Source organism: Vallitalea maricola, assembly GCF_036985595.1.
In the GTDB taxonomy this organism is placed as follows: domain Bacteria; phylum Bacillota; class Clostridia; order Lachnospirales; family Vallitaleaceae; genus Vallitalea; species Vallitalea maricola.
Genome location: NZ_BTPU01000047.1, coordinates 1 through 21,023 on the forward strand (window position 1 = coordinate 1; position 21,023 = coordinate 21,023).

Consider the following 21,023-nt stretch of genomic DNA (forward strand, 5'->3'; position numbering starts at 1 on the left):
CTACTTTAATTTTACACTAACATTATATATTATCACTAATATAAACTCAATAATTATAGAAAACTTAACTTATGATAGCAAAATATTGGAGTTAAACTATAGGAGTTACCTATAAGCTAAAAAAAATCCAAATGAGTTTAATCCCATTTGAATAATATAATACCACCAATCATAATAACTACAGCAATAACTTTTTTCCAAACAAAGGGGACTTGTTCAGTACCAAATAAGCCAAACAATTCTATCAGATAAGCAATAATTAATTGAGCAATCAAAATTAACATTACTGCATAAGCAGGACCTAACGATGACATTCCCTTAACAACTGTAAATATAATGAATGCCCCTAGTATACCACCTGTAAGATACCATTTACTATCTATCTTTAATAAATTAGCAAAACTGTCTCTTCCAGTAAAAAACCATGCTCCTATACAAACAATAAAACCTGTTATCTGCACAAATGAATTAGTTACCCATATAGATGAACTTTCAGTAACTCTAGTATTAAAAACACCTTGAACACCCATTAATGCCCCAGCAATAATTGCAAATATAACTCCCATATTTATCACCTTTCCTATAAATACCCTAGTTTAAACTTAATATTATTATTCTCATAAATTATTATAAATATACTAAGTTCTTAGTTACTACTAAACAGTAATGATTATTATTTGTTTTATTCTAATCAGCATGAACTACTGGCTATTATACATTTAGTTATTAATTACTAATCACATATATTTACTATTTATTAGATAATAGTTGACAAAAGTAATATTAATAACATATAATATGTACATATGAACCAATTAGTAAAATTGTTCACAGAATGAAGGAGATGATATGAAATGCCAAGAGCTTTTTCAGAAGAAGAATTAAAAACTATTAAAGCACAATTATTACAAAAGGGAAAAATGCTATTTGAAAGATATGGATATAAAAAGTTTGGGATTAGAGATCTGACTTCAGAAGTTGGGATTGCAAATGGAATGTTTTATAAATTCTTTGAGTCAAAAGAAAAGTTGTTTTTTGAGATTATTAACATTGAAAAAAAGAAATTACGCAAAAAAATCTTAAGTGAAGTAATGATAAATAAGGATAATCCAATTAAAGCCTTGAAAAATTTTTATTATGTTATAGTTAAAGAATTATATGAAAATTCCCTGATGAATACCATCTTACTTAAAAAAGAGTATGATTTTATCACAGAAAATATGTCATCAAATGAATTGATTAATGAAAGAGAAAAGTCTTTAGACCCAATTTTAGAACTAGTAGATTATTGGAAATCTGAAAATTTAATCAAGGATGTTGATACAGATATTATCATTGGGGCAGTACGTTCTTTAGTTTATTTGAATTTTCATAAAGAGGAGATAGGGATAGATAAATATGATCAGATTGTTGAATTTTTACTAGATAGAATATGTGAATATGTTAATGTGGAGGGATGAATTAATGAATACTTTATTAGCTAATGCAATAGAAAAAATGGGTATTAAATTCTTTGCATCAATAAATAGAAAAAAATCAAATTCGCAAATATTTAAGGAGTGTAATAAACTAACATCTGATGAAATCAAATCCATTTATTCAAGAATTACTGTTTTTAATAAAAATGAGTTTTTTGATGAGCCAGTATTAATTAATAAAAAAGTTGTAAATGGCATGGATGTTAATACATATACTATGCCATCATTATACATTCCAATAAAAAAATATCAAAATATTTATAATACATTTAGTGAAAATAAGAATATTTATTTTGAACATATGGCATGTAAAAATAGCAATAAAAAGCAGAAAACAGCTTTAATTTATCTTCATGGCTTTAGTGAGCGCAATTATAATAATGAAACTAAATATTTATTTGCAAATCTCGTAAAACAATACAATGATTTAGATATATTAGCAGTACAACAACCGTTTCATATGTTAAGAAGTCCAAATAATCAGCCATATTCAGGTGCTTACATATTTGATTCTTGTCCTATAGTAACCATTGAAGGAATAAGACAATCTGTAAACGATGTATCTCAAGTTATTTCATATGCAAAACAGAATTACACTAAAGTAATTGTAGGTGGCTTCAGTTTGGGTGGGCATGTAACGTCTTTTTTGGGCACATGTGATGATAGAGCAGATTTATATATAATGGGGCAAGCAGGTGCAAAGTTACCAGAGACCTTGAATTATTTAAGTGTATGTCCAGGTCTTTATGCTAAAAAAGATGAATGGATAAATAGCGGACAGGAATTTGAACTTCTTTATGATCCAATAGAACTGTTAAAGTATAATCCAATTATTCCCAAGGAAAAAGTTGTGTCTGTAGCAGGATTTAATGACCGTTTAGTAACTTATGAAAGAGTTGAAGAATTACGAAATTTATTTAAGAGCCAGTATAATATTGATTATAAGTCTGGTCATATTGGTTTGCTGCTTGAATGGAAAGTGGTTATGAAACCTTTGCTAAAAATAATTGATGAAGAACTTGGAGAATAATCTATGATAAACAATAAAAAAGATATATTAAAAAACTGTCCAGAATTGGAACTTACTGAATTTGGAGATTTTAAAATAAGGAATGATTATGTCAAAAATTATGAAATTATTGATTTTCATTGCCATATATTTGATGGTTTGAAAATGATGTTTCCACCAATTCTTGGAAAAGCTGATAGTAGTATGAATTCATCACTTTTTGATAATAGTTGTTTCCCTTTCTCTATAGATTCCTTTGATATAAACAAAGTATATTTTACAAAATGGCCAGATTCCTTATTTAGTATTAATGGTATCAGAACAAAAATTAAACTTCAAATAGGCGGATTTGTTTTAAGAAAGGCAACTGCTGAAAGATTATTAAGAGATATGAGTTTAAATAATATTAGTAAAAGTGTTGTAATGCAAATTAATCCAAAAAATACTAACTCAAGTTTGAAAATGGAAGAAATTATTACTAGTCATAATAATCTAATGACATTCGGATCAATTCATCCCCATGATGATAATATTAAAGAAAAAGTAGAACAGTATATTTCTCTTGATATAAAAGGGTGGAAAGTAAATCCCCATGTGACCGGTGTTCCAATTAATAGTAAAGAGACACTGGATTTAATAAAAATTTTATCAGATACTAAATTACCAATTTTATCTTGTAGTGGCTTAGGAGCACCTGAATATTTTTTAAATACAAGAATTTTTTCGAATAAAAAAAAGAAAGAGTTAGAGACACAAAGAATTAGCATGTTCTATGATATGTTAAGCCTCTTTCCTTCTACAAAGTTTATTCTTGCTCATTGTGGTTTATATGAAAGTGATGAGCTTATAAATTTAATGAAAGTGTTTCCAAATATCTATACAGATATTAGTGCGCAGTCAGCTAATAATATAAAAAAAATTAATAATGCAATTGGTAGCGAGAGATTATTGTTTGGTACAGACTACCCATTCTTTAATCATGCATTTTCAATCGTATCAGTTTTAAGGGCAACGTTAAAAGAGGAAGATAGATGCAACATATTTTCAAGAAATGCTACAAGAGTATTATGTATCAATGAAAATTGAACACTGCAACATAGTTTTGTGTTATAATTTTCAAAGTTTTATCCATATATAGTGATAACGATTTCTACGGCTAGTTGCCATCCCTTAATTAAAGATAAAAGCAAGAAAACGTAACAAGAGTGTATTTATCACTATATATGGTTTCAATATATAACCGTTATCTATTTTACTTACTCAATTTTTCATGAATAGCCTTTGCCGCTTTTTTACCTGCTCCCATAGCCAGTATAACTGTTGCAGCTCCTGTAACAGCATCTCCACCAGCGTATACATTCTCTAGTGTAGTTTCCATTGTATCTTCATTAACCACAATACAGCCTCTTTTATTAACGTCAAGTCCATCAGTTGTATCTCTAAGAAGTGGATTAGGTGTTTGACCAATAGCTACTACAACTATATCAACATCCATTATTTCTTCGCTGCCTTCTATAGGTTGTGGTCTTCTTCTGCCACTTTCATCTGGTTCACCAAGTTCCATCTTGATACACTTCATACCAGTAACATGTCCATCTTCTCCAATAATTTCAACTGGATTTTTCAGAAGATCAAATATGATTTGTTCTTCTTCTGCATGATGTACTTCTTCTACTCTTGCAGGTAACTCTTCTTTACTTCTTCTATATACAATCTTAACTTCTTTAGCCCCTAATCTCTTAGCTGTTCTTGCTGCATCCATAGCAACATTACCACCGCCGATAACCGCAACTTTTTCACCTATTCTTACAGGTGTTGGGCTATTAGGGAAATCATAAGCTTTCATAAGGTTGACTCTAGTTAAGAACTCATTAGCTGAGTAAACCCCATTAAGATTTTCTCCTTCAATATTCATGAATCTAGGAAGTCCAGCTCCACTACCTACAAATACAGCTTGGAATCCTTCTTCTTCAAATAATTCACCTATAGTTATTGATTTTCCAACTATAACATTCTTTTCAACTTTTACACCTAGGTCAGTAACACTTTTCAATTCTCTCTGTACTAGACCTTTTGGTAAACGGAATTCAGGTATACCATACATCAGAACCCCACCGAGTTGATGAAGAGCTTCGTACATAGTTACTTCATAACCTTTTTTAGCCAAATCAGCTGCACATGTCAAACTAGCTGGACCACCGCCAACAACTGCAACCTTTTTATTGTTTGACTCAGGTTTTTCAACTTCTTTTTTTATGTTCTTCATATAATAATCTGCAACAAAACGTTCAAGTCTACCAATAGCCACTGGCTCACCTTTACGTCCTCTTACACATTTACCTTCACATTGCGATTCTTGAGGACAGACTCTTCCGCAAATAGCTGGTAATCTATTTTCTGTAGCAATAATATTATATGCCTCTTCTATATTACCTTCACTAACTTCTTTTATGAATTCTGGAATTGGAACACTAACTGGACATCCCCCAACACATGGTCTAGTCTTACACTGTAAACATCTGCCAGCTTCTTCCATAGCTTCTTCCAAAGTATAACCACAAGTGACTTCATCAAAATTCTTTATTCTCAATAAAGGATCCTGCTCCTTCATTTTTACCTTTTCTTTACTCATGTTAGGCATTCTTTTTCCCCTCCTACTTTTTGTTTTTTATACCATCTAGCTTACAAACATGGTTTTCTTCTTCTTTATAATAGCTTTGTCTTCTCATACATTCATCAAAATCAACTAAGAATCCATCAAAATCTGGTCCATCAACACATGCAAATTTTGTTTCGCCACCAACAGTAACACGACATCCTCCACACATGCCAGTTCCATCTATCATAATAGGGTTAAGAGATACACCAGTTGGTATATTAAGAGGTTTAGTAACTGAGACAACAGCTTTCATCATAATCAATGGTCCTATAGCAATTACCTCATCATATTTATTTCCCTTTTCCAATAAATCATTTAAAACATCAGTTACAAATCCTTTTGTACCTCTAGTTCCATCATTAGTAGCAAAATATATATTATCACATATTTCTTTGAACTGATCTTCAAGAATTATGTACTCTTCACTACGACCACCAATAATAACGTCAACACTGACGCCCATTGATTTTAATTTCTTTATTTGAGGATAAAGTGGAGCAGCTCCAACACCTCCGCCTATTCCTAATACTCTTTTATGTTTTTTTAATTCAGTAGCTTGACCTAGAGGTCCTACAAAATCATTAATATAATCGCCTTCTTGCTTCTTACTAAGTAATTTAGTTGAATACCCAACAACTTGGTATATAATTGTTACTGTTCCTGCTTCTCTGTCATAATCAGCAATAGTTAGTGGAATTCTTTCACCATCCTCATTAACTCTAAGAATTATGAATTGTCCTGGCTCACATTTTCTAGCAGTAAAAGGTGCTTCAACAACCATTAATTCAACTTGACTATTGATGGTTTTCTTCTTTACAATTTTGTACACTTAAATTACCTCATTTCTTTATTCTTTTATTTATTTCTTTATTCTTTTATTTCATCTATATATATTAAACTAAAACATCTATACACTCATTTCAATAAGTTCAATATATTTTCCTTGGTTTTATAAGCCTAATAATTGTTGGCTCTATGTTTAATGCAACTTATCTAAGTCTTTTTTAAATTATATCATATTTATTATATAATAATAAAATAAAATTTTAATTGCTATTTTGTGGTAATTTACTTTTTTATGCTCTCCAATAAATCCAGATTCTCTTTACTACCAAGAGTTTCTTCAGCATTCTTATTACTATTTGAATCAAATAGATTTCTCTTGAATTTAACTCTCAATATTCTTCTCACAGATTCATTTATTCGGTCTTCAGATATAGTCTTAGAAATAACAGATTCTAATACTCCACTATAACCTTCTTCAAAAGGTATAGGCATAAGTAATATATCAACACCAGCTTCCACTGCTTTTTTACATGCTTCTTTTGTACCATATTCATTCACTATCGCTCCCATATTAAGCGCATCAGTAATAACAAGTCCATCATAACCTAATTCATTTCTAAGTATATCTGTTACGATTTTCTTAGACATAGAGGCTTCTGTATTACTTTCGTCTATTTGTGGCGCTTTGATATGCGCTATCATCACCCCATCTACATCAGCTTCAATCCCCTTTTTGAATGGTACAAATTCTATCTCTCTAAGTCTTTCAATACTATGATCTGTAACTACTGAACCTAAGTGAGTATCATTAGTAGTATCTCCATGCCCTGGAAAATGTTTAATTACAGCTGAGACATTTTCATCCTGTAATCCTTTTACACAATTATATACCATATCACCAACTAATTGTTCATCACTTCCATAAGATCTAACACCTATGACTGTGTTGTCAGGATTGGTATTAACATCTGCTACAGGAGCAAAATCCATATTGAAACCTAGAGAGGATACTTCTTTTCCAAGTATTTGTCCTATTTTATATGCATTTTCGGGAATTCCAGTATCTCCGATTACTTTATTATTAGGTAGTACTGTTGCATGCATATTGGGATTCTTAGCGATTCTAGATACTATACCTCCCTCTTCATCTACTGAAATGAAAAGTGGTATACTAGATGCTTCTTGAATATCACTAATCAACTTTTCTGTCTGAGTTATGGTATCAATGTTATTCTTAAAGAAAATTACTCCACCTAATTTATATTTATTAATCACTTCCCTACCGAAATCATCAAGAACAGTTAAAGGTGCATTATTAAGAGAATCAGCATCGATCATGAACATTTGTCCAATTTTTTCTTCCAATGTCATTCCATCAATCATCTCTTCTATCTTCTCGTCAACAGTTTTTTCCTTCTTATCTGGATCATCAGGAGTTTCATTCTCATTATTGTTTTTGTCATCATTCACTTCATTCTCATCTATAATATTTACTTCTTTTTCTTTCGTCATTTCGTTATTCTGATTATTGTCATTTGCTGAACATCCTGCTAATAATAAAACTAAAATAACCACTAAACATATATATCGATACATTGATTAATCCTTTCTTTCCAATTATTATTAGTATTATGTAACTACACTAAAATTAGAAAATCTTATCATATAATAAGAGTATAATCTAATACCAAAATTATAGTATATAATACGTCAAAACATATTATATACTATTTTATTCAGTAAAAAAAGGATTTTATTAATTTAATTGTATAAATCATTAAATTATGATGTAAAACTTTATTTCAATTAGTTTGATAATAATCTATTGTTTCATAATCAAATTCATTTTCTTCCTTAATGAATTTCATTACATTAAGATATTCTCTAAGAGTATCAATACATGTGAAACAAGGAATTCCAAGATGCTGTGCAAAAGTACGAAGTTTGAAGCCATCCCTGCTTATATCTTTACCTTTAGTTGGAATGTTGAATATCATAATTATTTCACCGTTCTTCATATTATCCCTAACAGCTTCTACATCATCAGATATTTTAGCGCTGTTAATCCCCATACTGTTCAGATATTTATTGGTACCAGCTGTAGAATGTATGTTGAAACCGAAATCTACAAGCTTTTTAATATACATGAGTGCTTCTTCTTTGCTCTCATCATTAATGGATACTAATATATTCCCTCCATCATAGAACTTATATCCCGCTCCTACGAAAGCTTTGTATAGAGCTTTCTCATAATTAGAATCTATACCTAATACTTCACCAGTGGATTTCATTTCAGGAGTTAACGCTACATCTACATTATTTAATTTGACAAAGGAGAATACTGGGGCTTTTACTGCTACCAGATTAGTTGTTTTTGCTAGATTAATACCATAAGGCAGGTCTTTTAGTTTATCTCCCAGTATAGTCTCCATAGCTATCTGAACCATAGGTATCTTGGTTACTTTACTGAGTATAGGTACGGTTCTTGATGCTCTTGGATTAACCTCAATGATATATACTTCTTCATTTCTAACAACAAATTGTATATTCATAAGACCAATAACTTCTAATGCCTTAGCAATCTTCTTAGTATAACTTATAATAGTGTCCGTCACTTTCTCTGATAATGTCTGAGGAGGATATACACATATACTATCTCCTGAATGAACCCCTGTTCTTTCAATATGTTCCATGATACCAGGAATCAGTATATCTTCTCCATCAGATATAGCATCAACTTCTACTTCTACACCTTCTATATACTCGTCAATAAGTATTTGATAATCTGTTGATAAGGACGCAGCTTCATCTAAATATTGCTTTAAGTCATTATCATTCCTTACAACCATCATTGCTCTACCACCAATAACATATGAAGGTCTTATGAGTACCGGATAATTTATTTCATTAGCTACCTTTATAGCTTCACTAACAGATGAAACAGAGCCTCCTTTAGGTCTATTAATGTTTAATTGATTTAGTAGCTTGTCAAATCTTTCTCTATCTTCTGCAACATCAATTGAATCTACAGAAGTTCCTAGTATCTGCACACCATTTTTAACTAGTTTTGGAGCAAGATTAATAGCTGTCTGTCCCCCAAATTGGACTATAACACCTTTTGGTTTTTCTTTTCTAATTACATTAAGAACATCTTCTATGAAAAGTGGTTCAAAATACAGTTTATCGGATATATCAAAATCTGTACTCACTGTTTCAGGGTTATTGTTGATGATAATTGATTCATACCCCAAGTTTCCAATAGACCATACTGCATGGACTGAACAATAATCAAATTCGATGCCCTGTCCTATTCTTATTGGTCCTGAACCTATAACAATAATCTTCTCGTTTTTACTTATCTCATTCTCATTTTCCTTCTCATATGTTGAATAATAATAAGGTGTATGGGATTCAAATTCTGCTGCACAAGTATCCACCATTTTGTACACCGGATAAATATTGTAGGCTCTCCTTAATGTATCCAGCATTTCATAAGACTGATTGGATAAATCCATAATCTCAATATCTGTAAAACCTAGTGTCTCAGCCTTTTCTAATAATTCTCTAGTAAGTAATTCTGATTTCAACTCATTTTCTACGGAAATTATATTCTCTATTTTATATAAAAACCATTTGTCTATTGCTGTAATTTCATTAATGGTATCTACCGATATGTTTTTTCTAAGGGCTTCTGCTAATACAAAAATACGCCTATCGTCAACAACTTGCAGCTTATCATATATTTCTTCTTTTGTCAGTTTTTGAAGCTCTTCTTTTCTAAGTCCTGTTTCTTTTCCTTCCAAGGATATTACAGCTTTCAATAAAGAACTTTCAAAGGTTCTATCGATAGCCATTACTTCCCCAGTTGCTTTCATTGCTGTACCTAACTCTCTATTGGCGTAATCAAATTTGTCAAAAGGCCACTTAGGAATCTTAGTAACAACATAGTCAAGAGCTGGTTCAAATGAAGCTTTGGTCTTTTTAGTTACTGCATTATCTATTTCATGAAGATTAAGCCCTATAGCTATCTTAGCAGCAATCTTAGCTATTGGATAACCTGCTGCTTTTGATGCTAGAGCAGATGAACGGCTAACTCTAGGATTAACCTCTATTACTATATATTCCTTACTTATGGGGTTAAGGGCAAATTGTACATTACATCCACCCTCGATTTTTAGGGCTTTGATTATCTTGATAGAAGAACTTCTAAGCATGTGATATTCATTATCAGTCAATGTCTGAGAAGGTGCTACAACAATACTATCTCCTGTATGAATACCTACAGGATCAATATTTTCCATATTACAGATTATGATACATGTATCATTACTATCTCTCATAACCTCGTATTCAATCTCTTTCCAACCTGCCACCGACTGCTCCACTAGAACTTGATTTATTCTGCTGTGCATGAGACCAGTAAGTAAGATGTCTTTTAACTCTGATTCATTATGTGCAATTCCACCACCAAGACCACCTAATGTATAAGCTGGTCTTACAATAATAGGGAATCCTATCTCTTTTGAAAATTCTATTCCATCTTCTATATTACAGATGATTTTACTTTTTGGAATAGGTTCATCAATCTCAATCATCAAGTTTCTGAAGCTCTCTCTGTCTTCAGCTTTCTTTATGGTTTCAAGAGACGTACCAAGTAATGTTACATTATATTTATCTAAAATACCTGCTTCTTTTAATTCAACAGCCATATTAAGTCCTGTTTGGCCACCTAATGTAGGCAGAATACCATCAGGTCGCTCTTTATTTATAATATAGTCTAGTGACTCTACTGTAAGTGGCTGGATGTATACTTTGTCAGCAATATTGTCATCTGTCATTATCGTTGCTGGATTACTATTAACCAGTACTACTTCTATTCCTTCTTCTTTCAGAGCCTTACAAGCTTGAGTTCCTGCATAATCGAATTCTGCTGCTTGACCAATGACGATAGGTCCTGAACCAATAACCAGTACTTTTTTTACATCCATGTTCTTAGGCATTTTCTCACCCTTTCCATTATCTATTCTCTAAATGATTGCTTCAATCCATTCCTTAAAAATATAATGACAATCTTCTGGTCCTGGTCCTTCTTCTGGATGGAATTGTACTGTTTTTATATTGTAATCAGAAGAACTGAATCCCTCGATGGTATTGTCATTAACATTGATAAAAGTCTTTTCCATGTCTTTTGTAAAACTGCTTTCTTCTACTGCATATCCATGATTCTGGGATGATATAAATACCTTTCCTGTATTCATATTCATTACTGGATGATTGCTTCCTCTATGTCCGAATTTTAGTTTATATGTATCTGCTCCAAGTGCAAGTGCAATAATCTGATGGCCTAGACATATTCCCCAAATAGGCAACTTACCTATTAATTCTTTTACAGTTTTGATAGGTATAACAGCTTCTTTTGGATCTCCAGGTCCATTAGAAAATAGTACTCCATCTAAATCATAATCAACAATCTCTTTAGAACCAATGTCTTGTGGGAAAATATATATATCACAATCAAGACTTACCAGCTGATTAATTATTCCTGACTTGATTCCTAGGTCTACAACCCCTATTTTTTTACCTGCCCCTTCTATATGTTTAATGTCTTTTCTCGATACCTGTTCAACAATATTACCAGGAAACTTATAATCTTTTAATTTCTCTAATAACCTACCTTCATCCTCAGTGGTTATCATACATTTCATAGTTCCTTTTTCTCTTATTTTCTTAGTTAACATCCTTGTATCAATACCATATATACCAGGAATATCGTTTTCTTTTAAATATGTATCTATATCTTTTTCACACTGCCAGTGATTAGGATTCACTGAGTATTCCTTAACAACAAATCCCGAAACTCTGATACAGCTTGATTCCATATCTTCAGTATTTATACCATAATTACCAATCAAAGGATATGTCATTGTAACCACCTGACCTGCATAAGACGGGTCTGTCAATATCTCAGTATATCCTGTCATACCAGTATTAAAAACCAATTCACCGCATATTGTAGTCTTAGCACCGAAACTTTTTCCTTTTAAGACTGTTCCATCTTCAAGAATTAATTTAGCATACATTAAATCTCTCCTTCCAGAACACTGCCAAGTACCGAAACAGCAGAATCTATATCTTCTTTTTTTACAATAAGAGGTGGAACGAACCTAATTATGCGTTCACCTGACCCGACTAGTAATAATCTTTTTTCCATACATTTTTTTATTATATCTTTTACAGGAATATTCATTTCCATTCCCAGCATTAATCCATGTCCTCTAACATCAGTTATGAAGTCATATTTATCTTTTAATTCATTTAACTTCTTAGTCAGGTAATTACCTTGAACCTTAACATTATCAAGGATTTCTTCATTAGATATTTCCTCTATTACAACTTTTGCTGCTGTACATACTAGAGGATTACCACCGAATGTACTTGCATGATCTCCTGGACAGAACCCCTCAGCAACTTTCTTATTAGCTATAACTGCTCCAATTGGCACTCCACCGCCAAGTCCTTTTGCTAGGGCTACTATATCAGGTTTTACATCATATAATCCATATGCGAATATTTCTCCTGTTCTTCCAATACCACATTGAACTTCGTCAAATATTAACACTAGGTTATTCTTATCGCATATCTTCCTAACTTTTTTCAGATACTCCTTATTGGCAGGTCTTATACCACCTTCGCCTTGAATTGGTTCCAATAATACTGCACATGTATTATCATCTATAGCTTCTTCTAGAGAATCTATATTATTGAATTCAGCGTATTTTACACCTGGAAGTAATGGGTCTAAGCCTTTTTGGTATTTCAGCTGACCTGTTGCTGTAACTGCCCCATAGGTTCTACCATGAAATGAATTTTTCATAGTAATAATTCCGTTTTTATCCTTACCTAGATTTTTCTTAGCATATTTTCTTGCTAATTTTAGAGAACCTTCTATTGCTTCTGCTCCACTATTACAGAAGAAAACTTTATCAAGTCCGCTATGTTCTACCAATAAGCCTGCTGCTTCTATAGCTGGTTCATTCCAATAGAGATTAGAACAATGTGTTAGCTTATCCAACTGTTCTTTTAGTTCTATTACTAATCTTTCATTTTTGTATCCTAGAGAATTAACAGCTATCCCAGCAACAAAATCTATATATTCATTACCATCTTTATCATATATTTTTACTCCTTCTCCTTTTTCTATAACAATAGGAAACTGAGCGTATGTACTCATGAAAACTTCTTTACCTTTATTTATTAATTGTTCCATTTGTTCTCACCACTTTCATTAAATAATATTAAGCTTTTGTTTCATATCCTGGATTAGAGAACTTTCCTATTAGAGAAAAACATTGTTCCTACACCGCTCTTTGTGAAAATTTCTAATAATAAGCTATGTTCTACTCTTCCATCGAGTATATGTACACTTTTAACACCTTTATAAATTCCTGATGCACAACACTCAGCTTTTGGAATCATTCCTCCGCTGATAATACCTTGTTCAATATATTCTGGTACTTCTTTGACATCTATTTGAGATATTAGTGAACCACTATCATTCACATCTCTAAGAATACCTTCCACATCTGTTAGAAATATCAACTTTTCCGCTTTTAATGCTCCAGCTATTGAACTTGCTGCATAATCAGCATTTATATTGTATGTATCACCATTATCATCTGTCCCAATTGGTGCAATTACTGGTATGTATTCATTTTCAAGGAGGGTTTCAATAAGTCCTGTATTGACTTTTGTAATTTCCCCTACATACCCAACATCATAATCTTCAACTTCCTTTTTTGTTACTTTCAGTGTTTTACCATCTTTACCGCTTATTCCAACTGCACCAATATCATGATTCTCAATAAGCTGTACTATATCCTTATTAACTTTTCCTGATAATACCATCTCTGCAACCTGAACTGTCTCTTCATCTGTAACTCTGAGTCCATTTATAAACTTGCTTTCTTTACCTATTTTGTTTAACATCCCGCTTATTTCCTTGCCACCACCATGGACTATAACTGGTTTGAGTCCTACTAATTTCATTAATACAATATCTTGAATAACTGACATTTTAATTGATTCATCCACCATAGCACTACCACCGTATTTGATTACTACTATATCACCATTGAATTTTTTTATATAAGGTAAAGCTTCGACCAATACCTTAGCTCTTTGAATATATTTTTTCATCTTTATTTTCCTCTCTTATCAAGTTCTATATTCTCCGTTGATTTTCACGTATTCATAACTAAGGTCACATCCCCAAGCCTTAGCTTCACCATTACCTTCATCAAGCTCTATTTCTACGATAATATCTCTTTCACTGATAATTGATGATGCATAATCTTCATCAAAATCTATAGGTAATCCATTTTCTACAAGAGTTATTTTCCCTTTATTACTTACGTAATGTAAACTTACTTTGCTTGGGTCAAATTCTGCACTAGAGTATCCCATAGCACATAGTATTCTTCCCCAGTTGGCATCTTCGCCAAAGAATGCTGTTTTTACCAGATTAGATGTTATAACCGATTTACTTAATAATCTTGCATCCTCTTTATTTTTAGCTCCTTTTACGGATACCTCAATGAATTTGGTTACACCCTCTCCATCTGACACAATTAGTTTGGCTAGATAAATATTGATGTAATCAAGGGCTTCTTTGAAGATTTTATAATCTTCATCAACTTGGGTTATCTCTTCGTTACCAGCTTCACCATTAGCTAATAGAATAACCATATCGTTAGTACTTGTATCACCATCAACGGATATCATGTTGTAAGAGTCTTTTATACTGTCTGATAGTGCTTTTCTAAGTAGCGTTTTTGATATGTTGATATCTGTTGTTATGAATGAAAGCATTGTAGCCATATTAGGGTGAATCATTCCTGAACCTTTTGCCATACCACCGATAGTTACTTTTTTACCATCTATCATGACAGTAACTGCTATTTGTTTACTGTATGTATCAGTAGTTCTGATTGCATTTGCGGCGTCATCTGCTGATTGTTCATTATCTCCAAGTTTATCTGACAGATCTACGATTCCATTACATATTTTGTCTATTGGGAGTTTCACTCCTATGACACCTGTAGAAGCTACTAACACTTCCTCTTCATCTATCCCTAGGACTTCTCCTGTCTTTGATGCCATTTCATTAGCATGAGTCATGCCTATTTTTCCTGTACAAGCATTAGCATTACCACTATTTACAACAATTGCTTTAACTGTACTGCCATCATCAAATATCTTTTTATTCCAGAGCACTGGTGCGGCTTTTACTATATTCGTCGTAAATGTTGCCGCCATATTGGCTGGAGTTTTGGTATGAACAATAGCTAAATCCTTATTTTTTCTCTTGGCACCACAGTGTACTCCACCTGCCAAAAATCCTTTAGCCGCCGTTACACCGCCTTTTATTATATCCATGTCGTCATCACCTTTCATAAATGTTGTCTATTTCTAATTAAATTGGGAAAGCAGGAATCATTTCAAGTCCTGTGCTTTCTTTTAGTCCAAAAATTATATTCATATTTTGAACAGCTTGACCTGCTGCACCTTTTATTAGATTATCAATTGCACCAAGAGCAATTATTCTATTGGTCCTTTCATCTATCTGGAAATTGATATCACAATAATTGGAACCTTTTACCCATTTAGTTTCTGGAAATACTCCTTCTGGTAAAAATCTGATGAACTGTTCATCTTTGTAACACTCTTCATATACCTCTTTTATATCTTCATATGTATATTTCTTATTAAGACTAGCATATGCTGTTATAAGAATACCTCTATTCATAGGTATGAGATGAGGAGTAAAAGTAATTGATATACTGCTATCTGTTACACCACTTAGTTCTTGTTCAATTTCTGGTGTATGTCTATGAGATGCAATTTTGTATGCTTTGATTGATTCATTACATTCAGTAAAATGAGTACCTAGATTAAGTGCTCTTCCTGCGCCCGTAACACCAGATTTGGCATCAACTATAATTGAACTCTTATCTATAAGATTATTCTTAACCAACGGCATCAAGGATAGTATGCTGCAAGTTGTGTAACAACCTGGATTAGCTATTAGATTAGATTTCTTCACATCTTCTCTTTTTAACTCGCATAATCCATAAACAGCTTCATCAATTAGTTCAGGACTGCCATGAGATACTCCGTACCATTTTTCATATACTGATAAATCATTCAACCTGTAATCCGCACCCAAGTCAATTATTTTAGTATTTTCCAGGATTTCTGAAGATATTTTATTAGATGCTATACCATGCGGTAATGCAATGAATAATACATCAACTTTTTTTGATATCTCATCAATCTCTTCATCAACTAATTTATCAGATGCTATACCCATGAAATTACCATAAACTTGATCATAATTAATATTTTTATATGTTCTAGATGAAATTACCTCTACTTCACAATCTGGGTGTTGCATTAATAATCTCATTAATTCTTGCCCTGCATAACCTGTAGCTCCGATAATACCTGCCTTTATCATCTAATCACCTCTCGAACTTTTTAATAATTATACATTAATATTAATATTTATGCAATAGCTTTTAATAATATTTAGTTAATTATTGTATATTATAGAAAAAGCTTGCTTCCAGCTATATTTAATTGTAAAATATGGTATAATATAAAGATATAAGGGGGAATTCTAATGGAAAATTTTGTGATTACATTAAGTTATAATTATGTCCTTTTCTTCTTATTTAATTTAATTTTTACAGGAATAATTATAACATTAGAAAGAAAATCACCAACAACCACGCTTGCCTGGCTGTTATTTATGATTATGCTTCCTGGTATTGGATTTATTTTTTACTTAATCTTCTCTCAAAATATATCTAAGAGGAAAATATTCAAATATACATCAGAAGAGAGTAAGTTATATAAATCAATACTTAATCAACAGAGAAAAGAATTTGAAAATCATTCTTTTAAGTTTAATGACAAATCAATGGCCAATTATTCTGATATGATTCTTTTTCATAATAAATTAAGTGAATCCTTTTATTCTCAGAATAATGATGTACAGATTATTACTGATGGTAAACAGAAATTCCATATATTATTTAGTGAGATAAAAAAGGCGAAAAATCATATTCACATAGCTTATTATATTATGAAAAATGATTCTATAAGTTATGAGTTATATGACCTTCTTAAGCAAAAAGCTCGTGAAGGTGTAAAAGTTAGATTATTAGGTGACCATATCGGTTGTAGACATATAAAAAAGCAGACATATAAAGAATTAAAAGAAGCAGGAGTTGAAGTTGCACTATTCTTCCCATCCAGATTTAAACTTATTAATTCAAAAGCCAACTATCGTAACCATCGTAAAATTGTTGTCATAGATGGTGAAGTAGGTTTTATAGGCGGGTTTAATGTTGGTGATGAATATCTAGGACGTAATAAGAGATTTGGCTATTGGCGTGATACCCATTTAAATATTAAGGGTGATGCGGTTATTGGTTTGCAGATGAGATTTTTATTAGATTGGAGAAATGCCTCCAAAAAACCACTAGAATCTTCGTTAGATTATTTTAAGGAATCCCCTAGTCCATCATTAGGTAAAATCGGAATGCAGATAGTAACAAGCGGACCTGATTCTATTAATGAACAGATAAAGCATGGTTATATCAAAATGATTTCCTCAGCTAAGAAGTCAATCATAATTCAAACACCCTATTTCATACCTGATGAAAGTATCTTGGAAGCTCTAAAGATAGCATCTGTATCTGGTGTGGATGTACGTATAATGATTCCTAACAAACCTGACCATATGTTTGTTTACTGGGCAACTTATTCTTACATCGGCGATTTACTAAAATACGGTATTCGTGCTTTCACTTATGAAAATGGTTTCTTGCATTCTAAGATGATAGCCGTAGATGGTAAATTATCTTCTGTTGGAACCTGTAACTTTGATATCAGAAGTTTCAAATTGAACTTTGAAGCTAATGCTTTTATATATGACAGACAAACTACCAGAACCCTTGAAAGAGAGTTCGAGAAAGATTTGCACCTTTGTAATGAAATAACAAAAGATGATTATATGAATAGGTCTCAACGTATCAAAATGAAAGAAACTATATCTAGGCTCTTTTCCCCAATACTATAGATGCTTATCAATTATTCATATTATATTATCAAAAAGTGTACAACTGTACGCTTTTTTATTTTATCAAGTTTTTTCCCTTCCTTAATTATATCTCTATATTTTTAATTGTATAAAATAGCTAAATTCTGTATCTAAATTATATATTTTTATACTTATATGTATAATATTCATTTTTGATGAATATTTTTACTTTAACCTATTGAATATTTATTAGTTTTAATGTATAATTATAAAAAGTTATTAATTACATAAAGTGTAGGAGGCAATATATATGAATAACAATAATAATAAAACTAAGAAAAAAGTCGTATTAGCATATTCTGGTGGACTAGATACTACGGTTATTATACATTGGTTAAAGCAAAACTATAATTATGAGGTAATAGCTGTTTGTGTTGATGTAGGGCAAGGAAAAGAATTAGATGGATTAGAAGAAAGAGCTTTATCCTCTGGAGCTAGTAAGTTGTACATAGAAAACGTTGTTGATGATTTTGTTGATGATTACGTAATACCAACTGTAAAATCTGGTGCTGTATATGAAGGCAAATACTTATTAGGTACATCTATGGCAAGACCAATAATTTCTCAGAAATTAGTTGAGATTGCATTAAAAGAAGGTGCTGAAGCAATATGTCATGGTGCTACTGGTAAAGGTAATGACCAAGTTCGTTTTGAATTAACTATCAAAGCTCTTGCACCTCATCTAAAAATTATTGCACCTTGGAGAATATGGGATATCCAGTCACGCGAAGATGCTCTTGATTATTGTGCTAAACATGGTATTGAAGCACCAATGAAAAAAGAAGATAGTTATAGTAGAGACCGTAACTTATGGCATCTCAGCCATGAAGGTCTTGACCTTGAATTACCTGAAAATGAACCTGACTATGATAACCTTCTTCAGATGACAGTAACACCTGAAAAGGCTCCTGATGAACCTACATATATTGAATTAGAATTTGACAAAGGAACTCCTGTTAAGTTAAACGGAGAAGAAATGAATTGTACCAGCATCCTTACTAAACTTAATGAAATCGGTGGAAAAAATGGTATAGGATTAATTGATATAGTTGAAAACCGTATTGTTGGTATGAAATCAAGAGGAGTTTATGAGACTCCTGGCGGAGCTATCTTATATTATGCTCATAAAGAACTTGAATATCTATGCTTGGATAAACAAACTTTAGCTTACAAAGATACTCTATCAATCAAATTTGCTGAATTAGTTTATAGTGGAGAATGGTTTACACCACTTCGTGAAGCCTTATCAGCTTTTGTTGATTCTACTCAAGAAACTGTTACAGGTAAAGTTAAGTTAAAATTATACAAAGGAAATATTATTTCAGCTGGTTCTAGTTCTCCTTATTCATTATATAATGAGAGTATTGCTAGTTTTACAACTGGTGAATTATATAATCACAAAGATGCTGAAGGATTCATTAACCTATTCGGACTTCCACTAAAAGTTAGAGCTATGATGTTTAATAATATCAATTCCAATAAATAATATTTATATAAATCCTAATAATTTTTAAGGAGGGATGTATAATGAAACTTTGGGGCGGACGATTTGAAAAAGCTACTAATGTTATGGTAGATGATTTTAATTCATCTATCCGTTTTGATAAAAGATTATACAAGCAAGATATAAATGGCAGTATAGCCCATGTTACAATGCTAGGCAGACAAGATATCATTCCACAAGAAGATGCTGATGTGATTAAGAAGGGACTTGAAGAACTTCTATTGGATATAGAAAATAACAAAGTTGCTTTTGACATAGAAGCTGAAGATATTCACATGAATATTGAAAAACTTTTGATTGAGAAAATTGGTATCGTTGGTAAAAAACTTCATACAGGAAGAAGCAGAAACGATCAAGTTACCCTTGATATGCGTATGTACCTGAAAGAAGAAATCATAGACATAAAAAAATTAGTCATAAATCTATTACAAGTTTTATTGGATATAGCTAAAAATAATACTGATACTATTATGCCAGGATATACTCATCTTCAAAAGGCTCAGCCAATAACTTTTGCTCATCATGTAATGGCATATTTTGAGATGTTAAAACGTGATATAGGAAGACTTGATGATACTTATAAAAGAACCAATTCTCTTCCACTAGGAGCAGGAGCATTAGCTACCACTACATATCCTCTTGATAGAGAATACGTAGCTGAGTTACTTGATTTTGATAGTGTATGCCTTAATAGTATTGATGCTGTTTCAGATAGGGATTATTGTATAGAACTAATCAACTCCCTATCCATGTTGATGATGCATTTAAGCAGATTTTCTGAGGAAATCATTTTATGGTGTTCTAATGAATTTCAATTCATTGAATTAGATGATGCCTATAGTACTGGAAGTAGTATTATGCCTCAAAAGAAAAATCCAGATATCGCTGAACTAGTAAGAGGCAAAACAGGCAGAGTCTATGGTTCTCTAATTGGTCTACTTACAACAATAAAATCATTACCTCTTGCATATAATAAAGATATGCAGGAAGATAAGGAAGCAACTTTTGATGCTATTGATACAGTAAAGATGTGTCTTCCTATCTTTACTGATATGCTTAAAACAATGAAAATCAACAAAGAAAAGATGTATGATGGTGCTGGCGGAGGTTTTACTAACGCTACAGATGCAGCAGATTATCTGGTTAAAAAGAATCTGCCATTTAGAGATGCCCATGCAGTAATTGGTAAATTAGTTCTATATTGTGTAAACAACAATAAAAACCTTGAAGATATGACTTTAGATGAATATAAAAGTGTTTCCCCTATCTTTGAAGATGACATATATGAAGCAATATCTTTAGAAACTTGTGTCAATAAGAGAAATGTAATCGGTGGTCCATCAAAAGAAATGATGTGTAAAGTTATAAATATGAACCAAAAATATTTAGCTACTGTTTTGGAAACAATTGATTAGTACTAT

16 protein-coding genes are annotated in these 21,023 nt (G+C 31.8%); 6 read left to right on the forward strand and 10 right to left on the reverse strand.

The genetic code is table 11. The features are described 5' to 3' along the window. Positions 1-137: 137 nt before the first annotated feature. Entirely contained in the window at positions 138-566 is a 429-nt protein-coding gene (locus AACQ14_RS14290; RefSeq protein WP_339364259.1) for a DMT family transporter, read from the reverse strand. 288 nt (positions 567-854) lie between these two features. Here AACQ14_RS14290 and AACQ14_RS14295 point away from each other — a divergent pair, with 288 nt between their 5' ends. From AACQ14_RS14295 to AACQ14_RS14305, 3 genes are read left to right on the forward strand one after another with little or no spacing between them, the layout of a single operon-like run. Next, entirely contained in the window at positions 855-1,460 is a 606-nt protein-coding gene (locus tag AACQ14_RS14295; protein WP_339364260.1) for a TetR/AcrR family transcriptional regulator, read from the forward strand. 4 nt (positions 1,461-1,464) lie between these two features. Then, positions 1,465-2,508: an alpha/beta hydrolase family protein gene (locus AACQ14_RS14300; protein WP_339364261.1), complete on the forward strand. Its 1,044-nt coding sequence runs from the start codon at positions 1,465-1,467 to the stop codon at positions 2,506-2,508. Between the two features lie 3 nt (positions 2,509-2,511). Next, positions 2,512-3,573, forward strand: a complete 1,062-nt coding sequence (locus AACQ14_RS14305) for an amidohydrolase family protein (RefSeq protein WP_339364262.1) — start codon at positions 2,512-2,514, stop codon at positions 3,571-3,573. 166 nt (positions 3,574-3,739) lie between these two features. On the opposite strand, the gene gltA is transcribed toward AACQ14_RS14305, so the two are convergent. The 9 genes from gltA to argC all read right to left on the reverse strand — a co-directional run bounded on the left by gltA (position 3,740) and on the right by argC (position 16,448). Beyond that, positions 3,740-5,128, reverse strand: a complete 1,389-nt coding sequence (gene gltA, locus AACQ14_RS14310; protein WP_339364263.1) for an NADPH-dependent glutamate synthase — start codon at positions 5,126-5,128, stop codon at positions 3,740-3,742. A 13-nt stretch (positions 5,129-5,141) separates the two neighbouring features. Next, positions 5,142-5,975: a sulfide/dihydroorotate dehydrogenase-like FAD/NAD-binding protein gene (locus AACQ14_RS14315; protein ID WP_339364264.1), complete on the reverse strand. Its 834-nt coding sequence runs from the start codon at positions 5,973-5,975 to the stop codon at positions 5,142-5,144. 239 nt (positions 5,976-6,214) lie between these two features. Beyond that, on the reverse strand, positions 6,215-7,528 hold the full coding sequence (locus AACQ14_RS14320) for a glycoside hydrolase family 3 protein (RefSeq protein WP_339364265.1): 1,314 nt from the start codon (positions 7,526-7,528) through the stop codon (positions 6,215-6,217). A gap of 206 nt (positions 7,529-7,734) precedes the next feature. Continuing rightward, positions 7,735-10,932 (reverse strand): carbamoyl-phosphate synthase (glutamine-hydrolyzing) large subunit, encoded by a 3,198-nt coding sequence (gene carB, locus AACQ14_RS14325; RefSeq protein WP_339364266.1) that lies wholly within the window; start codon positions 10,930-10,932, stop codon positions 7,735-7,737. Between the two features lie 27 nt (positions 10,933-10,959). After that, positions 10,960-12,012: a glutamine-hydrolyzing carbamoyl-phosphate synthase small subunit gene (carA, locus tag AACQ14_RS14330; protein WP_339364267.1), complete on the reverse strand. Its 1,053-nt coding sequence runs from the start codon at positions 12,010-12,012 to the stop codon at positions 10,960-10,962. Further along, entirely contained in the window at positions 12,012-13,199 is a 1,188-nt protein-coding gene (locus AACQ14_RS14335; RefSeq protein WP_339364268.1) for an aspartate aminotransferase family protein, read from the reverse strand. The genes carA and AACQ14_RS14335 overlap by 1 nt, the downstream gene beginning before the upstream one ends. A 53-nt stretch (positions 13,200-13,252) precedes the next feature. Continuing rightward, on the reverse strand, positions 13,253-14,128 hold the full coding sequence (argB, locus tag AACQ14_RS14340; RefSeq protein WP_339364269.1) for an acetylglutamate kinase: 876 nt from the start codon (positions 14,126-14,128) through the stop codon (positions 13,253-13,255). Positions 14,129-14,146: 18 nt separating this feature from the next. Then, entirely contained in the window at positions 14,147-15,367 is a 1,221-nt protein-coding gene (gene argJ, locus AACQ14_RS14345; protein ID WP_339364270.1) for a bifunctional ornithine acetyltransferase/N-acetylglutamate synthase, read from the reverse strand. Between the two features lie 37 nt (positions 15,368-15,404). Next, positions 15,405-16,448, reverse strand: a complete 1,044-nt coding sequence (argC, locus tag AACQ14_RS14350) for an N-acetyl-gamma-glutamyl-phosphate reductase (RefSeq protein WP_339364271.1) — start codon at positions 16,446-16,448, stop codon at positions 15,405-15,407. A gap of 165 nt (positions 16,449-16,613) precedes the next feature. On the opposite strand from argC, the gene cls reads away from it, so the two are divergent. From cls to argH, 3 genes are all read left to right on the forward strand, one after another. Continuing rightward, a complete protein-coding gene (gene cls / locus AACQ14_RS14355) occupies positions 16,614-18,077 on the forward strand; it encodes a cardiolipin synthase (protein ID WP_339364272.1) in 1,464 nt (487 codons plus the stop codon). Positions 18,078-18,348: 271 nt separating this feature from the next. Continuing rightward, positions 18,349-19,584, forward strand: a complete 1,236-nt coding sequence (locus AACQ14_RS14360) for an argininosuccinate synthase (protein WP_339364273.1) — start codon at positions 18,349-18,351, stop codon at positions 19,582-19,584. A 38-nt stretch (positions 19,585-19,622) separates the two neighbouring features. Next, entirely contained in the window at positions 19,623-21,017 is a 1,395-nt protein-coding gene (argH, locus tag AACQ14_RS14365) for an argininosuccinate lyase (protein ID WP_339364281.1), read from the forward strand. The last annotated feature ends 6 nt before the right edge of the window (positions 21,018-21,023 follow it).

Excerpts from the sequence above, each read along its gene's own strand:
- AACQ14_RS14290 (WP_339364259.1), bottom strand. The coding sequence starts at position 566 with ATGGGAGTTATATTTGCAATTATTGCTGGGGCATTAATGGGTGTTCAA.
- AACQ14_RS14295 (WP_339364260.1), top strand. The coding sequence starts at position 855 with ATGCCAAGAGCTTTTTCAGAAGAAGAATTAAAAACTATTAAAGCACAA.
- AACQ14_RS14300 (WP_339364261.1), top strand. The coding sequence starts at position 1,465 with ATGAATACTTTATTAGCTAATGCAATAGAAAAAATGGGTATTAAATTC.
- AACQ14_RS14305 (WP_339364262.1), top strand. The coding sequence starts at position 2,512 with ATGATAAACAATAAAAAAGATATATTAAAAAACTGTCCAGAATTGGAA.
- gltA (WP_339364263.1), bottom strand. The coding sequence starts at position 5,128 with ATGCCTAACATGAGTAAAGAAAAGGTAAAAATGAAGGAGCAGGATCCT.
- AACQ14_RS14320 (WP_339364265.1), bottom strand. The coding sequence starts at position 7,528 with ATGTATCGATATATATGTTTAGTGGTTATTTTAGTTTTATTATTAGCA.
- carB (WP_339364266.1), bottom strand. The coding sequence starts at position 10,932 with ATGCCTAAGAACATGGATGTAAAAAAAGTACTGGTTATTGGTTCAGGA.
- carA (WP_339364267.1), bottom strand. The coding sequence starts at position 12,012 with ATGTATGCTAAATTAATTCTTGAAGATGGAACAGTCTTAAAAGGAAAA.
- AACQ14_RS14335 (WP_339364268.1), bottom strand. The coding sequence starts at position 13,199 with ATGGAACAATTAATAAATAAAGGTAAAGAAGTTTTCATGAGTACATAC.
- argB (WP_339364269.1), bottom strand. The coding sequence starts at position 14,128 with ATGAAAAAATATATTCAAAGAGCTAAGGTATTGGTCGAAGCTTTACCT.
- argJ (WP_339364270.1), bottom strand. The coding sequence starts at position 15,367 with ATGGATATAATAAAAGGCGGTGTAACGGCGGCTAAAGGATTTTTGGCA.
- argC (WP_339364271.1), bottom strand. The coding sequence starts at position 16,448 with ATGATAAAGGCAGGTATTATCGGAGCTACAGGTTATGCAGGGCAAGAA.
- cls (WP_339364272.1), top strand. The coding sequence starts at position 16,614 with ATGGAAAATTTTGTGATTACATTAAGTTATAATTATGTCCTTTTCTTC.
- AACQ14_RS14360 (WP_339364273.1), top strand. The coding sequence starts at position 18,349 with ATGAATAACAATAATAATAAAACTAAGAAAAAAGTCGTATTAGCATAT.